Source organism: Sphingobacteriales bacterium (genome assembly GCA_016711285.1).
GTDB lineage: Bacteria > Bacteroidota > Bacteroidia > Chitinophagales > UBA2359 > JADJTG01.
This window is the reverse complement of sequence record JADJTG010000002.1, coordinates 560,411-576,995: the sequence shown is the minus strand read 5'-3', so window position 1 is coordinate 576,995 and position 16,585 is coordinate 560,411. Positions and strand designations below refer to the sequence as shown.

Below are 16,585 nucleotides of genomic sequence, written 5' to 3'. Positions count from 1 at the left end.
ATACATTTTAAAGCATCAAACAGTATATTTATTTCAATAATATAAGGTTATATTTTTTTCTTTTATTCCTCATCACATCATTCTCTACACAGAAAAAATGGCTATTTTTCGCAGTATTCACGGCATTGCACCCACCTACGGGCAGGATTGCTTTTTTGCTGAAACGGCGGTTATCATCGGGCAGGTGCGTATGGGCAAGCAATGCAGCGTATGGTACAATGCAGTTGTGCGCGGCGATGTTCATTTTATCGAAATCGGCGACCGCGTCAATATTCAGGACAACGCCACCATTCATTGCACTTATCAAAAAGCCCCCACCCGTATCGGCAACGACGTATCTGTGGGGCACAACGCCATCGTTCACGGCTGCACCATTCACGACAATGTACTCATTGGTATGGGAGCTATTGTGATGGACGGCGCAATTATAGAGAGCAACAGTATTGTGGCGGCAGGAGCGGTAGTGTTAGAGGGTACGCACATAGCGGCGGGCAGTATTTATGCAGGTGTACCCGCCAAAAAAGTAAAAGAACTGAGCATAGAAACAGCAAAAGCGATGATTACCCGCACCGCACATAATTACATCAAATACAGCAGTTGGTTTGCAGAGGGCAGCAACAGCGATGACAATGAAACATCTCTATAAAATTTTATAAAAAAAACAGGTAGTAATATTTTTTATTGTCGTTAATATACATCTTTTTATATTTTTTTAAGAAAGTATAAAAATAAAAAAAACAGCCTTGTTTGGATAATACCGACAAGGCTGTTTTTTATTTATTGAAAAAAATATTATCTTATTTTTATTTAAAAACGTCGTAGCGGGTATCCGTGATTTTTGCGGCATTTTTGAGGGCTTCAAACACCGAAAAATCTACGCGACCGCGCTGCGAATTGGCTTCATTGAACTGAATAGGCGAATAATCCATTTCTGAAGGTGTAGTTTTGCGCTCTTTAATTTCAATCACATACACACCTTGGTCGCCAACGATAGGTTTTGAAGTTTTTCCTTGTTCCAAAATAGCAGCGGCAGCCTGCACTTTAGGCTCGCGTCCCAAACCGGCAACCGTAGGAGCATCAAAAGAAACTTCCTGTACGCTACGCACCGTTTGTCCCAAAGCAGTAGCAATATCCTGTACACTTCCGGCTTTGCCTTTATACTGCTCCAATATTTTTTCTGCTTTTTTCTCCTTTTTCACTTCTGTTTCTATTTGGGCGCGCACATTGTCCAAAGTGGCATATCCTTCTTCTTTTTTGTCGGTAATTACGGCTACGGCGTATTTATCTTCCACTTCATATACATTAGAAACCGTACCCACCGGATTTTTAAATGCCCAAGCAATAACAGACTCATTAGCACCCAAACCCGGAATCATATAATCACCTTTTTTGAGGTCGGCGGCATTTTGCACGGTAAGATTAGCGGCGGTGGCAGCTTTATCAAAAGCCTCCTGAGTGCGGTTAGTTCCTGCAAATTGGTTGGCTTGAGCATAAATGGCACCGGTAGTTTCGGTACTCACGGCAATATCGCGGCTCAATACGGCAATTTTGGCAGCCGCTTGGGGGATTCCTGTTTCGGTTACCTCTACCAAGTGCCAGCCGAATTGAGTCATTACTTTTTGCAACACGCCTTTTCCTTTTCCGTAGAAAATGGTTTCTTCAAAAGGAGCTACCATCATTCCTTTTTTCACCCAGCCCAAATCGCCGCCTTTAGAAGCCGAGCCATCTTGCGAAATCGCTTTGGCGGCTTCGTCAAAAGTAGTTTGTTTGCTGCTGATAGCAGTGAAGATACTGTCAATGGTGGCTTTGGCTTTGGCAGCATCGGTGCCGGCATCTATGCGACGCAAAATATGGCGTACTTTCACAGAATCGGGCACAGTGGCACGATCCAATACTTTTATAGCGGCATATTGATTATCCACACTTGCTACGGGCAACAATGTTTTCAAAGGAGCATTCATGATACTTTCGCCATCAAAACCTTTGCCGTTGAGTTCGGCTTTGGTGAAATATCCTTTGGAAAAAGGTGTATCAGAATTGCGAGCGATGAAAGTAGAATCATCGGTGGTAGATTGGAACTCACCCAACAAACCGTTTACATAAGTTTCGGCTTTCTTTTTGTCGGCATCGGAAGGTTTTACAGGAAAAGCAACAAACTTGACGGATACCGCTTCTTTTTGTTTGAATTTTTCTTTGTTGGCGTTGAGGTATTGTTTCAAATCGCTGTCGCTGAAAGCAATTTGTGAATCATCAACGGTGGTATAAGGCACAAATACATAATCAAAAGTAGATTTAAAGTTTTGATTTTCATTGACCATTTGTGCTTGCCATTTAGGCACATAAATACCTTTTTTAATTAAGTCCGTATATTTCTGACGCAATTGAGTTTCGGCGATACCTTTTTCAAATTGCGCCCACACGGTGCGGCGTTGTGCTGTTTCTTCTGCGGGCAGGTCGCCGCCGCTGAAAGAGCGAACATATTTTTTAAGCAGTTCGGGGTCGAATTGTTTGGTGGTAGGGTTTTGGAAAGTAGGCTCGTTTTTTACGCTGGGGTGTGGATTTTTTCCTGTAAATAAATCCATCAGTTCAGCACCGTTTACCGCCAGTCCTAATTCATCGTATTCTGTTTGGGCGAGTTTATCGCGCAGATATTGCTGCCACGCCTGTTCCTGAACGCGCAAGCGGGTAGCATTGTCCATATTGGGTTGCATGCGTTGTGCATTTACCAAGGCTTGGTTAGTAATTTGCTGGTATTCCTGTGCCGAAACGGGCGTTCCATTGATTTCGGCAACATTGACGCTTTGCGCGCGTCCTCCGGGACCGCTAAAAATATCCATTAACAAAAACGACAGAATGGCAACGGCAATCAGCCCTACCAGCAGTCCTACATTTTGACGAATAGAGGTAATAATACCCATTGGTGTACAATATAATTGGAGTTTAAAAAATTATTTTTTATAATCAAGAGTGCAAAAATAGAACTTTTATAAAGGATTTTCAAAATTTTAACTGCTTGTATTCTGTTTTTACCTACAATTTATGTGCTAATTTCGTATTTAGCGACTCACAACTTGTATTTTCGTGATATTTTTAATTAGATTTTATTTTTTTACTGTATAACAGGTAGCTTTTTTAAGCATCATTATCACCCACAAAACACCCTCCCTGCCTTTGTGCGATAAAAAAACACCTTCACCTTTTCTAAAAACAAGTACACAGTAAGCGTACTAAAACTTTATCTTTGCGAAGTCGCTTTTTTTATTCAAAATATGATACAACTAATTCAATACAATGACACAGATTTCAAAAATCATCAGGTAGCGCAGGTAGAAAACCTATTCAGTCTTTTGCTGCCGGACTATGTGAATTGGCTGAATATAGAACCCACCAACTTGGAAGAGGTAGAAGCGATTGCCAAATATTTTGATATTCATCATTTAATTATAGAGGATATCATCAATATCCGCCAGCTACCCAAATTTGAAGCCTTTGATGATCATTATTTTTTGAACCTTAAAATGCTGAAAATAGACCTCAAAAACAGCGAAATACTGATAGAGCATATCAGTTTTATTTTAGGTCCAAATTATGTAATCACTTTTCAGGAGCGCGAAGGCGATGTATTCAATGAGGTACGCCACCGCATAGAAGCCAATTTGGGCAGAATACGCAGGCAAAAAGCGGATTATTTGTTGTATCGTTTGGTGGATTCGGTGGTAGATGACTATATGAGAATTGTGGAGTTTTTGAGAGATGCTATCGAAGATTTGGAAGAAAAAGCACTCGCCGAGCCTTCAGGCAGTATAATACGCGAAATTACGGAACTAAAATCAGAGATTAATGTATTTCGCAAATATGTAGTACCCCTGCGCGATGAAGTAGGAAAAATGCGTAATGAGCCGGGAAAATTCATCTCCAAATCTACGCTGCACTATTTTCGTGATGTATATGACCACCTTTATTATTTAAACGCCTCTTTTGATACCTTCCGAGAGATGCTCAAAGATTTATTAGATTTGCACTTGTCGCAATTGAGCTACGAAATGAACCAGATTATGAAAACGCTCACGGTAATTTCTGCCATATTTATTCCGCTTACTTTTATTGCGGGTGTGTATGGAATGAATTTCGAATATATGCCCGAATTGCAAATACGCTGGGCATATCCTGTTTTGCTCGTTTCGATGCTACTGTTTGCGGTGGGTTCTATTGTGTATGTAAAATATAAAAATGGCTTTGATAAATATATTTTCGGGTAGTTATTGTAAGCACACAAAGCCGCCCATATTTATTGTATTTTCTTTCAAAAAATATTTTTTATTTTAAAAAGAAACTGACCGTCAATCATCTGTTAAAAAAATTCATCTTTCGTTTTTTATTTTTCTGCCGCCCGTGAAATTCCACATCAATCTAGTAGAGGCTGTTGCCGACAATTTGTACCAAATATTCAACGACAACAAAGCCGCCGACAAAGTAATAGAGCGATGCTTGCGCAGCAATCCAAAGTGGGGTGCCCGCGACCGCGCCTTCATTGCCGAAAATACCTACAACATATTGCGCTATGCGCGCTTGCTGTGGGAAGTGGCGGATACTGTGCCGCAGCACCGCAACGACTGGCTGCAATTATTCGCCGTTCAGTATATTTTATCGGAGCAGCCGCTGCCCCATTGGGATATATGGAAGCACTTAGATACAGCAGCACTGCAAGCACGCCACCGGCAGTTGGCAACACAACGCGCTGTGCGCGAGTCGATTCCCGATTTTTTGGATCATCTCTGCGAACAGGAATTGGGGGCAACTTTATGGAACGAATTGTTGCCTGCTTTAAACAGCAGCGCACCCGTGCAATTGCGTTGCAATACTTTAAAAATATCGCCCGAACATTTGCTACAACAACTTCAGGCGAGCCAAATTTCTTGTATGCGCATCGGCAAAGACCATACGTTGCAACTGCTCCGGCGGCAAAATATATTCAAAAGTGCGGCTTTTCAGGCGGGTTATTTTGAGGTTCAAGATATTGCTTCGCAACAGGTAGCCCCTTTGTTAGATGTACAAGCGGGTATGCGCGTGATTGATGCCTGTGCTGGTGCAGGCGGAAAAACACTGCATCTGGCGGCACTGATGCACAACAAAGGGCAGATTATTGCATTGGATACCGAAGCCTACAAATTGGAAGAGCTGCGCAAACGCGCCAAGCGCGCCGGAGCTTTTTGTATAGAAACGCGTACCATTGAAAACCGCAAAACCATCAAACGGCTGCACAACTCGGCAGACCGCCTCCTCTTAGATGCGCCCTGCACCGGTTTGGGGGTGCTGCGCCGCAATCCCGACACCAAATGGAAACTCAACAGCGATTTTATCGGGCAAGTACGAAACATACAAAAAGAAATTTTACAGGAATACAGTAAAATGTTGCGCAGTGGCGGAAAAATGGTATATGCCACTTGCAGCATTTTGCCCTCCGAAAATGAACAACAAATAGAGCATTTTTTGAGCCAAAACCCCGACTTCTGTTTATTGCAACAACAAACCCTCTACCCGCACACGCACCAGGGCGACGGGTTTTTTATGGCTTTGTTGCAAAAAAATTAAAACTTATCCCATCTTTTGTAAATTAAATTATTTATAAAAAAACAATGCACCGTTTCCATTGCATATCAAGTAATTATATTTTATTTTTTATCATAAAATATTGGTATTCAAATAATTAATAAAAAAAATATAGAGCAAATAAAACACACCAGACAATTAGTGTTAAAATACTTATACAATTTTATTATTTTTGATACTCATTTACTCCGTTCGCAAAGCCCCTAACCTCAGATTTATTATATGAAAAAGTACATTTTTTATTCGCTCTGTCTGCTTCTATTGTGGAGCAGTCAATTTGTCGCCGCCCAATCATTGCGCCCTGTGGCTCGGCAAATCAGCACACTCAAAGAAAGTGGCGCACTACCGAAGGTTACACCTTTCAGCCCGTACATCGCCACGCCGCCCGATGTGTCGGCAATGGTGAGTCAAGCCACTTTTTTACAACTCAATCAAGTCGCTTTGGAAGATTTATTGCAGCAATCGCCTTATGGTTTGGAACTCACACTTCCTACCACTTCCGGCAAACCCTTAGTATTGGAGCTTTTCAGAGCCAATCCTTTAGCAGAAGAATTCCTCAGTACCGAGCGCACCGCTTATGGCGAGCGCAATGTACCCTACAAAGCGGGGCTATATTATCGCGGTATCGTAAAAGGCAACGACAACTCTATGGCGGCTATCAGCTTTTTTGCAAATGGGCAAGTGATAGGAGTAATGGCTACCGTCGAAGACGGCAATATGGTATTGGGCAATGTGGGCAACAGCAAAGCACTTGTTTTTTATTACGAAAAAGATTTATTGATAAAAAACAACTTTGATTGCGGCAGCGATGACAACACTTTCGGGCAAGGCGGTGCCTTTCCATTGTTGCCCGCTTTTGAAAAATCAGCCGACTGCGAAGCCGCTATCTGTAAAACAGTGAATATTTATTTTGAGTGTGACAATAAAATGTATCTGGATAATGGCAGCAACACCACCAATGTAAATAATTATGTAAGTGGATTTTTTAATGCAGTAGCTACCATTTATCAAAATGATAATATGACGGTCGCCATTTCTGAAATTTATGTATGGACAACGGCAGATACTTATCCCAGTACAAGTTCGAGTGCAGTACTCAATCAGTTTTCAAGCAATGTAAGCACTTTTAATGGAGATTTGGCGCATTTGCTTTCTACCGAAAGTAATGGACACGGCGGCATTGCGTGGTTAGATGCGCTCTGCGGCGATGTATATTATCGCCATGCATACAGCAATATAAGCAATTCGTACCAAAATTTTCCGACCTATTCATGGACAGTGATGGTGGTAGCACACGAAACCGGACACAATGTAGCATCGCCGCACACACACAGTTGTTGTTGGCCCGGCGGTGCCATCGATAATTGCTACACCACTGAAACCTGCGGCACTACTACTTGCAGTGGCGGTCCTGCACCCACCAATGGCGGCACGGTGATGAGCTATTGTCACCTCACAAGCTACGGCATCAATTTAAACAACGGCTTCGGAGTATTACCGGGCACGCTCATGCGCGACCGCGTATGTGCCGTATCTTGCCTCAATACCACCGGAGCAATAGCAACCGCTAATTTTACTTATAATTTCACAGATTTAACGGTAAGTTTTATCAATACCTCTACCAATGCCACCTCATTCAACTGGAATTTTGGCGATGGTAATATCTCTACTGATGCCTCGCCTACCCATACATATACTGCCAACGGCACTTATACTGTTATTTTGGAAACCTGTACAACAGATTGCGGGTGCTCTACCAAATCATTAAATATCACCGTAGCTACGGGTACTTCGGGCAATGGTCCCTGCTCGGGCAACCTACCACTGACCGCCTGCACAGGAACTATCACCGATGGCAGCGGCAGTGCCAACTACGGCGATATGTGGAATTGTTCGTGGGCAATAGAAACCGACTCGGGAACAGTAATTGCCCTAACATTTACCACCTTTGATACCGAAGCCTCTTACGATTTTGTGCGCGTATATAACGGAATAGATGCTTCTGCCCCCTTGTTAGGCTCTTATTCAGGAACAAGTCTGCCACCCACATTGATTTCATCATCTAATCAAATGTACATCTCATTTACCTCCGACCCCTATGTAAACGCTACGGGTTGGAGTGCCAATTATGCCTGTTCTTCCGCAGGATATTGTACTTTGCAGGGAACAGATGCTACTTATGAATGGATAGATTCCTACAAATAGCTGCTATCCAAAATGCTTCGGGCAGCAATGGGGGTATGGAGATTTTACGTCTATTTCAGATACTTTGGTTATCGGAGATACTTATTCTTTTTATTTTAAACCTGCTTTCTTTGGCGGTACCAGCAGAAAACTGGCGAATGTGGATAGATTATAACAGCAATTATACTTTTGATGACAGTGGTGAGCTGGTGTTCGAACAAGCTATTCCTACTGCCAATAATGTAAGTGGTAGTTTTACTGTACCCGCTAACCTTACTGATAACAGCACCCGCCTGCGTGTAGCGATGAGCTATGACACCCTCTCCCCTTCTTGCGGAATATTTAATTATGGTGAAGTAGAGGATTATAGCATATATCTAAGGTCTTATTGTTCATCGCTGGGACAAACGGTAACTGATGAATGGATAGGCGGCGTTCAGATAGGAGATTTCAGCAATACCAGCGGAGCCAACGGCGGCTATATATTTTTCAATAATCTCACCGTTTCTTTGGAACAAGGTGCAAGCTATCCGCTTACACTCACACCGCAATTTTCGGGTCAAACCTGGCCTGAGTACTGGACTATTTACATTGACTACAACCACGATGGCGATTTCAGCGATAGCGGCGAGTTGGCGTATAGCTCTGGCGGTACGAGCAATGCTGCCGTTTCAGGAACTTTAACAGTGCCCGCCGCTACCATCATCGGCAGCACCCGCCTTCGTGTGGTGATGCGCTACAATACACAGGGTGCAGCCTGCGGCACTTACGACTACGGCGAAACAGAAGATTATGTAGCAATCATTTCAGCACCCGCGCCGCCACTATGCCCTGCTACGGCTACTTTGAGCGATGCTTTAGGCACACAAGTTTTCACGCAACAGGTATCGGATTATATAATCGCCAATAATACGGTGAGTGGCACGGCAGCCGTTATTTATGATGCCGCCAACTATATTGACCTCACAGACGGATTTTGGGCACAGGATTCCTGCGATTTTACGGCGATGATTGCAGGTTGCGCACCGGCAGCCAATAAACCCACACCCGCTGTTGCCGTTAAAAACCAACAAACAGCAACAGGCATCGCTGCCACAAAAGAACCGACACCTTTGATGTTGCAAGTATTTCCGAATCCGAGTCGTGGCAACAGCACTTTGCGGTTTTCGGCTGAAGAAGGGGGCAAACGTGTTGTAATTGAATTGTACAACATACAAGGAAAAATAGTACAGCATTTATACGAAGGCAGCGCAGCGAACACGATGCAGGAAGTACCGATAAATACGACACAGTTGCCGGCAGGTTTGTATTGGGTTCGTATGCAAAACGAAACAGGTACAAGTCAGGTGATAAAATTAGCGGTGCAATAGTAAAAGAACAACAGCATTTACAGAATAAAAAGAAACGGCTGCAAGCGAAATACTTGCAGCCGTTTTTATTTTTTACGAAAAAATCTTTTTCTGTTTCAGATTTTAAAAAAATTGAGCAATATTAATTTTTCAATTTTTTAAATTTATCTTTTATCCAGCTGATTTTGAAATTTTGATTGACAACTTGTTGTTTGTTTCCTTCCTGATCCACAATATTTTTTTCAATATCAATTTTGGCTTTGCGGATTTTTTCTTCCCAATCTTTAATGTCTTCGTGCAATTTTTCGTTTTCTTTTACCAATTTTTCGCCTTCTTTTTCCATTTTTTTGAGGTCGCCGTTGGCAGTATCCAATTCTTTTTCAATGGCTACATTTTCCATCAGCATACCAAAACTTTTCATAAAAGCCACTGCCTGTTCGTATTCGGTTTTAGTTTCTTCGGAAGTAATAAATTTACCGCCCAAATCAAAAAAAGCAATGATAGCAGGTACATCATTTTGAGTTACAACTTTGGCATATACGTCCATTTTGCTGCGGCTGACGGTAAGGATACTTGCACCCAAAGCCGAAATTTCGCCGCGCGAATCTTTTAATTTGGCATCACGGTTTTTCATATCGTCTTTCCATACGCGCTCAATATCTTTGGTACTCACGTTGCGAATCTCCATACGCAAACCATTTTGCAAGCCCAAACTCATATCCTGCTCCGTTTCTTCTACTTCAAATACAGGCAACTGATATTCAGGAAATTCAGGAGATTTTTGCGCCCACAAAGCCGCAGACTGCAATACGCCCAAGAACATCAAAGCCGAAAATAATAAATTCTTCATACTTTATTTTTTTGTGTTTTTTTGTTTTAAAAAGTCAAAACATGTTTTAGACCATAAAATTTCAGAAAGTTTACACGATGAAGCATTTTTTTTCAGAAAACCTGCCCCATCTGAATCCGTGCCAACAACACTGTTGCCAATGCCACCAATGCCGGTGCCGCCTGTGTAAAGAAAATACGCCGACTGACACTATATGCCCCATAAATCCCCGCCACTACTACACAAACGAGAAAAAACAGGGCTACGTTGCTTTGCCACAAGGCATCGCTGATACACAAAGACCACAGCAAACCCGCCGCCAGAAAGCCATTATACAAGCCCTGATTCGCTGCCATTCTTTTGGTAGCGGCAAACATGTGGTCGGGCATAGCTCCTTTAAAAACTTTTTTGCCGGCACTCTCCCACGCAAACATCTCCAACCACAATATATATAAATGCTCTAATGCTACCAAAGCCGTAAGTATTTTTGCTATAAAAATCATAAGAGAAATCATTTTAGTTTTTTGTCAAAGATGTTTTGATGTACTTGCTTATGTGCTGATTTTTAAATTATGTCGTTTTGGGGCATTTATTGAAAATCCTTCTATCTTTGCGCCTCATTTTTGTTACCTTTTTTATTTTTTAAAGAAAAAAATGACAAACGCCGCCGAAAATCCTTTACAAACCGCCTTTGAACAACAAATTGCCCGTGAACTCTCCTTGCGCCCTGCACAGGTAAGTGCCGTGTGTCGTCTGCTGAACGAAGGTGCTACTGTTCCTTTTATTGCCCGCTATCGCAAAGAACAAAGCGGCAGCTTAGATGAGGTACAAATTACACAAATCCGTGACCGCCTCCACGAACTCGAAGCCCTCGAAAAACGCCGCGCTTTCATTTTGGAGAGCATCGCCGCACAAGGCAAACTCACGCCCGAATTGCAAACCGCCCTCGAACAAGCTACCACTCTAAGTGTACTCGAAGACCTCTACCTGCCCTACAAACCCAAACGCCGCACCCGCGCTTCCATCGCCCGCGAAAAAGGTTTGGAACCGCTGGCACAACTGCTGTATGAGCAAAAAAATATAGATATAACAACAAGTGCTGCCGCTTTTGTATCTGCCGAAAAAGGCGTTGCCGACACCGAAGAAGCCCTCGCCGGCGCACGCGACATTATCGCCGAATGGATAAATGAAGATGCCGACACCCGCGCCGTATTGCGCAAATTATTTTTTGAAAAAGGTGTAATTGCTTCGCGTATTGCGCCGCTAAAAGAGGAGCAGGCACTCACCTACAAAGATTATTTTGACTGGAAAGAACCCATCAAACGCATACCATCGCACCGCATGCTGGCGATACTGCGCGGCACTAACGAAGATTTTTTGCGCTTGTCTATAGAACCGGAAGAGGAAGAAGCACTTTTTTTGATAGCTAAAAAACACCTCAAAGGCGCAAATGCCGCCTCCAAACAAGTGCAATCAGCCATCAGCGACAGCTACAAACGCCTGTTGCAGCCCTCTTTGGAAACCGAAATACGCAACGAAACCAAAGCCCGTGCCGACCGCGAAGCCATCGCCGTATTTGCCGAAAATCTGCGCCATATTTTATTGGCATCTCCTTTGGGCGAAAAGCGCGTACTCGCCATTGACCCGGGGTTTCGTACCGGCTGCAAAGTGGCGATACTCAACGAGCAGGGTACTTTATTAGAAAACAGTGCTATCTATCCTTTCAGCGAAGACAGCCACAAAAAACGCGATGCCGTATTATCGCTGCATCATTGGTGCAAGAAATACGAAATAGAAGCCATAGCAGTGGGCAACGGCACTGCCGGCAAAGAAACGGCTGCATTTTTGAAAAGCATAGATATACCCGAAATACCGCCCGTAGTGATGGTAAACGAAAGTGGAGCTTCTATTTATTCGGCATCGGAGGTGGCGCGGGAGGAATTTCCGAATTTGGATTTGACGGTGCGCGGAGCAGTTTCTATCGGCAGGCGTTTGATGGATCCTTTGGCAGAAATTGTAAAAATAGACCCGAAATCTATCGGAGTGGGGCAATATCAGCACGATGTGGAACAAAATGCCCTCAAACAAAGCCTTGACGATACCGTGATGAGTTGTGTGAATGCGGTGGGCGTAGAAGTAAATACGGCGAGCAAACAATTATTGATGTATGTGTCGGGATTGGGACCTCAGTTGGCACAAAATATTGTCACCTACCGCGAGCAGGTGGGTGCATTCAAAAGTCGCAGCGAATTGAAAAAAGTGCCACGTTTGGGCGAAAAGGCATTTGAGCAGGCGGCGGGATTTTTGCGGATTCGTCAGGCAGCCAACCCCTTAGATGCCAGTGCAGTGCACCCCGAACGCTACATCTTGGTAGAAAAAATGGCGAAAGATGCCGCCTGTTCGGTGCAGGACTTGATAAAAAACGCCGATATGCGCAAACGCATCGACATCAAACGCTATGTGAATGCGGAAGTAGGGCTGCCCACTTTGCAGGATATTATGAACGAGTTGGCAAAACCCGGGCGCGACCCGCGCGGTGCTTTTGAAGCACCTTCATTCCGCAGCGACCTCAACAGCATCGAAGATTTATACAGCGGTTTGGTGCTGAACGGTATAGTTACGAATGTCACCAATTTTGGGGCTTTTGTAGATGTAGGTGTGCATCAGGACGGTATGGTACATATCAGCCAAATGAGCAACCGTTTTATCAAAGACCCCAAAGAAGTAGTAAAAGTGGGGCAAAATGTGCAAGTAAAAGTGTTGGAAGTAGATATAGCCCGCAAGCGCATTTATTTAACGATGAAAGAAATATAAGGCGGTATTTTTTTTTACAGTTGTTGTTAATGGTTTCAGGCTTTTGAGTTCGGGCTTAAAATTGAAGCACCAGAGCCGATATTATTATCAAAATCCAATTAAAAACTACTCTGTGAAGTTGTTGGCACGTCAGCCCGTATGATACAAAACATAAAAGTTAGGGCTGGGCTTTATGCTGTCATTTCCAAATTAGTATTATCATTCCTGTTAATATAAAACCTGCACCTGTCAATACTTTCACTGTCATTGGCTCTTTTTTTACAAAATGAATGATAGATTTTTTGCTGGTGCTTGTTGCAACTCTGCGGAGGCATTTCTAAATAAAAAGGCATTTGCTATGACAATTAAAAATACAATTGATGTCCTAATTGCAAGTGCAGTGTCGCTACTTAAATCTTTCATACCAAACTTTGCAACTACCGAAGTTATTCCTGCGAAAAGCATAGAAATTATTGCGTAAACTATCCACTTTTCCATATTAATTTTTGTTTTTCAAGTTTTGGAAATATTTTATGACTGAAAAAAATAATTGCAAAAAGAATTATAAGCACAATACTTGTCCAAGTATTACCAAAATTTAGACCCGTCGGTTTTGTGAAATATAATTTCCAATTGTCGCTCCAATTGGGTGGATTACAACTAACACCAACCAATAGGAATTTTTACTTTTGAATATTTAGTAAGCAATGCAATAATTATCAAAACACCAATTAGTAAAATTATTCCTCCAACTAATGAAGTGTCGTTGGATAGAAAGTCCCCAAAGTTGTTCTAAAAGTGCTTGATATTAATTTGGTTGTGTCGTTCAGCAGCATAGCAAATAACATTTGGGGGAGTTAGGAGCGAGAAATTTGAAATACGAATGTTCAAATTTACGACAATATTCAATAGAAATCGAAGATTCAGCAACGCTAATTCCAAAAGTTGAGGCTTGCAATTCTGCCCCATTTTTACCAAACCGATGTGTTAGCCTTTCGTTGTTCTTTTTTCGTCATTCAATTTCGTTAAGAATGTTGCGTTGTCTGTTACAACTGTGTTGTAAGTATCAATGCAATTCATTATCTCTTTTTCAGGCCCGTTCATCCATTCATCACTTCCATAAAATGCGTCTTGGCTTTCTTTACGTTGAGCTACGCTTTCGTAATTGCGAATTAAATAAAAACTTTCTTTGTCAATAAGTGAAAAACCATAGTCAACAACATCAATTTTCCAACGTTTCATCATTGGCAAAGATTGTTCTGTAAATACTTTAATAAAATTCGCTGACGAATTTTCTTTGAGTTTGTAAATTCTTATTTCTGTTATCATTTTATTCTGCTTGCATACATATACCAATTCCATTCCCACGTTTTTCCATTGTCTGTTGAAAATGCTTGGCTCCAAACTGGATTGTCAATGTCGGTTTTGTCCCAATGAAATAATACAATTATGTCCTGTCCTTTGAATGTGTCTTTGCAATATAGCTTTCCGATATTTCCGTCAAATGAGCCAACCATTGGTGGGTCGAAGGAAACTGCGTTGCTGTCTGCCCAATAAATGCTCCATAGTTTTGTCTGTGGATTAAAAAGTCTGATTGCAATTCCTTCAAATGGTTCTCCGTCAAAAGTAGCTGAAAATTTATTCATATTAGCAAAACCTTTTAACAAATGAGTAGTGTCGTCAGTTGAGTTAAACTCTATCCACTCGTCACAGTTGTTTAGTCGTTCCTTAAGTTTTTTGTTATGAATATTCCATTTGCCTATGTAAAAGTCAAAGTCGGTGTGAGAAGAAGTTGGCGAAGCAAAAACTTCTAATTGTCCATTTTCGTTTATTTTAAAATCTTGCATATTCTTTTGTTTAATTGTTGTTTGTGAGGTGTGTCGTACTACAAACGACACTTAAAGATTGCTGTAAATATTTACACATTGTTGTATGGCGTTTTTCCTTTTTTCATCGTTTATCGTGGCGGCGTTTAGCCAACAGGACCGTTGTATGCTTTGCCCCTCGTTGTTTTCATTTTTTTATTCCCATTTGGTTAATATTTTATAACTTTGTGTTATGGGCTATAGTAGAACAAAATTTGATCAAAGAGGATTTGACGAGAAAGAATACCAGAAGTATTATCATCGTCATCAAATAGAATACATACGCAGGAAATTGCGTTGCGTTTTTCTGTATAATCAAGGGAAAGAATTTAAAGAAATCCCTTTGGAATTGAATGTACATTGGCAAAGTGTGCGTAAATATATCAATGAGTATATTATGGGCGGCTTTGAGCAATTATGCAAGCGGGTTGAGCGAAAACAACCCAGCCAACTAAGCGAGCTTCAAATGTCTGATTTTAAGGAAGTTGTTTTAAATAAACGTCCCTCGGAGGTAGGTTTAAAGGGAAATATTTGGACAGGCAACGAGATGAAAGCCTACCTGAAAGCCACCTATGGAGTAGTTTATAAATCAGGCATTTATGACTTATTAGAACGCTTAAATCTGAGCCACCAGAAAGCCCATTTTGATTATGGCAATGCCGATAAAGACAAACAAAAAGCCTTTGTTACAGACTTAAAAGAGCAACTTTTGGTAGCTGATGATACCACCGCCGTTTTGATATACGACGAGTTTTCGATAAGTGAAAGACCCACTTCCTATTACGGCTGGGCAGAGAAAAACACGCGCCCTTTGGTGGTTACCAATGAAAAAAACGTTCAAGACTAAACGGATTCTTAGCCATTGACCTTTTTGATGCGGATTGTCTGTTCCAAGCCAACCAAGTAGCTCAATATTTTGCCGATTTATCACTTATTTATCAAAATAAAGGGATTAAAAAAGTAGTTGTTTATTTGGATAATAACCGCACACATAAGCAGAAAATGAAAACAATTTATCAAGAATTGACGGCTCAATTAAATCTTGAAATAGATTTTAGATACCTAGCTCCTTACTCTCCAAAACTTAATTTGGTAGAGTATGCCATACACTTGATAAGGTTAAATGTGACGCACAACGCTGATTGTAAAGACTCTTTACAAAAATTTGAACAGCATATCAATGAACTAACTAAACAAAAAATATTTACTAAAACTCAAATTGTCAATATTTTACAACATATTGATGACCTTATCAATAAAAATTAATATCTATCTCCCGAAAGGGAATAATTTAGAAGAAGAAGAAAGGATTTGGGCAGAAAAGCACCCCAAAGAAAAAGAATTTAGGAAGCAAATACTGGAAATAAACAGAGTTAATCTTGAAAAATTCAGAAATAAAAACAAATGATATGAAAAACCATAAAAAATATTTCTGTATCATTTTGCTGTGTGTTTATTGGCTGTCATTGGTGGCAAGCGCACAAACTGCCTCCGACAAAAAATTAGGAGGTGTATATACTTTGGAGTTAAAAGATGGAACTTATCTTACTTTGATGGAAGAAGATATTCCAATAGATACCCTTTTTAAAAACAACCGAAATGGAAGATTATTAGATTGGTTTATGGAAGATAAAGATACTATTGCTTATATATATGACGAAGGGATACATGTTTACTATACTAGGATTTATAACAATAAGGAAAATGGGTTTTGGGAAGATATAGATTGGTTTAATCTGTTTTATCCTAAAGAGGGGTATCGTTATCATCAATCTTATTCGATACTTCTCACAGCGAAATTTAAAGATAAAAACACCTTGGTAGTATGGGATAAATATAAGAAAAAACAAGAGGAAGTCAGTCTGCCTGAAATCAAACGTATGAGAGAGGAAGTTTTAGGTAAAGATTTTTAAAAGATACAAAATGAACTATATTTTTTACATTTTCATATCATT

Annotated in this window: 15 protein-coding genes; 9 read left to right on the top strand and 6 right to left on the bottom strand. The window is 41.2% G+C overall.

From position 1 onward, the window contains the following. The first annotated feature begins 97 nt into the window (after positions 1–97). On the top strand, positions 98–646 hold the full coding sequence (locus tag IPL35_02725; protein ID MBK8442377.1) for a gamma carbonic anhydrase family protein: 549 nt from the start codon (positions 98–100) through the stop codon (positions 644–646). A gap of 157 nt (positions 647–803) precedes the next feature. Here the strand turns inward: IPL35_02725 and IPL35_02720 are convergent, their stop codons facing one another. Beyond that, positions 804–2,918, bottom strand: a complete 2,115-nt coding sequence (locus IPL35_02720) for a SurA N-terminal domain-containing protein (GenBank protein ID MBK8442376.1) — start codon at positions 2,916–2,918, stop codon at positions 804–806. A 351-nt stretch (positions 2,919–3,269) separates the two neighbouring features. Here IPL35_02720 and corA point away from each other — a divergent pair, with 351 nt between their 5' ends. From corA to IPL35_02700, 4 genes are all read left to right on the top strand, one after another. Beyond that, complete coding sequence (corA, locus tag IPL35_02715; GenBank protein MBK8442375.1) at positions 3,270–4,259, top strand: magnesium/cobalt transporter CorA; 990 nt, start codon at positions 3,270–3,272, stop codon at positions 4,257–4,259. Between the two features lie 133 nt (positions 4,260–4,392). After that, a complete protein-coding gene (locus IPL35_02710) occupies positions 4,393–5,592 on the top strand; it encodes an RsmB/NOP family class I SAM-dependent RNA methyltransferase (protein MBK8442374.1) in 1,200 nt (399 codons plus the stop codon). Positions 5,593–5,832: 240 nt separating this feature from the next. Then, positions 5,833–7,815: a PKD domain-containing protein gene (locus tag IPL35_02705; GenBank protein ID MBK8442373.1), complete on the top strand. Its 1,983-nt coding sequence runs from the start codon at positions 5,833–5,835 to the stop codon at positions 7,813–7,815. Next, entirely contained in the window at positions 7,794–9,164 is a 1,371-nt protein-coding gene (locus IPL35_02700) for a T9SS type A sorting domain-containing protein (GenBank protein MBK8442372.1), read from the top strand. Before IPL35_02705 ends, IPL35_02700 begins: the two co-directional genes overlap by 22 nt. Positions 9,165–9,285: 121 nt before the next feature. Here IPL35_02700 and IPL35_02695 read toward each other — a convergent pair whose 3' ends face one another. Continuing rightward, entirely contained in the window at positions 9,286–9,993 is a 708-nt protein-coding gene (locus IPL35_02695; GenBank protein ID MBK8442371.1) for a hypothetical protein, read from the bottom strand. A 92-nt stretch (positions 9,994–10,085) separates the two neighbouring features. Continuing rightward, a complete protein-coding gene (locus IPL35_02690) occupies positions 10,086–10,475 on the bottom strand; it encodes a DUF1304 domain-containing protein (GenBank protein MBK8442370.1) in 390 nt (129 codons plus the stop codon). A gap of 151 nt (positions 10,476–10,626) precedes the next feature. Here IPL35_02690 and IPL35_02685 point away from each other — a divergent pair, with 151 nt between their 5' ends. Continuing rightward, positions 10,627–12,786: an RNA-binding transcriptional accessory protein gene (locus tag IPL35_02685; GenBank protein MBK8442369.1), complete on the top strand. Its 2,160-nt coding sequence runs from the start codon at positions 10,627–10,629 to the stop codon at positions 12,784–12,786. 258 nt (positions 12,787–13,044) lie between these two features. Here the strand turns inward: IPL35_02685 and IPL35_02680 are convergent, their stop codons facing one another. The 3 genes from IPL35_02680 to IPL35_02670 form a co-directional block, all read right to left on the bottom strand. Beyond that, positions 13,045–13,263 (bottom strand): EamA family transporter, encoded by a 219-nt coding sequence (locus IPL35_02680; GenBank protein ID MBK8442368.1) that lies wholly within the window; start codon positions 13,261–13,263, stop codon positions 13,045–13,047. Positions 13,264–13,752: 489 nt separating this feature from the next. Then, positions 13,753–14,094 carry an NIPSNAP family protein gene (locus tag IPL35_02675; GenBank protein MBK8442367.1) on the bottom strand — a complete coding sequence of 114 codons (342 nt, stop codon included), beginning with the start codon at positions 14,092–14,094 and terminating at the stop codon, positions 13,753–13,755. Continuing rightward, entirely contained in the window at positions 14,091–14,612 is a 522-nt protein-coding gene (locus IPL35_02670; GenBank protein MBK8442366.1) for a hypothetical protein, read from the bottom strand. The genes IPL35_02675 and IPL35_02670 overlap by 4 nt, the downstream gene beginning before the upstream one ends. Before the next feature lie 310 nt (positions 14,613–14,922). Here IPL35_02670 and IPL35_02665 point away from each other — a divergent pair, with 310 nt between their 5' ends. From IPL35_02665 to IPL35_02655, 3 genes are all read left to right on the top strand, one after another. After that, positions 14,923–15,477: a winged helix-turn-helix domain-containing protein gene (locus tag IPL35_02665; GenBank protein MBK8442365.1), complete on the top strand. Its 555-nt coding sequence runs from the start codon at positions 14,923–14,925 to the stop codon at positions 15,475–15,477. Between the two features lie 14 nt (positions 15,478–15,491). Beyond that, positions 15,492–15,896, top strand: coding sequence for a transposase (locus IPL35_02660; protein MBK8442364.1), 405 nt, complete (start codon positions 15,492–15,494; stop codon positions 15,894–15,896). A gap of 113 nt (positions 15,897–16,009) precedes the next feature. Further along, the gene (locus IPL35_02655; protein ID MBK8442363.1) at positions 16,010–16,543 is read left to right on the top strand and encodes a hypothetical protein; all 534 of its coding nucleotides are present in this window, start codon (positions 16,010–16,012) and stop codon (positions 16,541–16,543) included. Positions 16,544–16,585 lie beyond the last annotated feature (42 nt).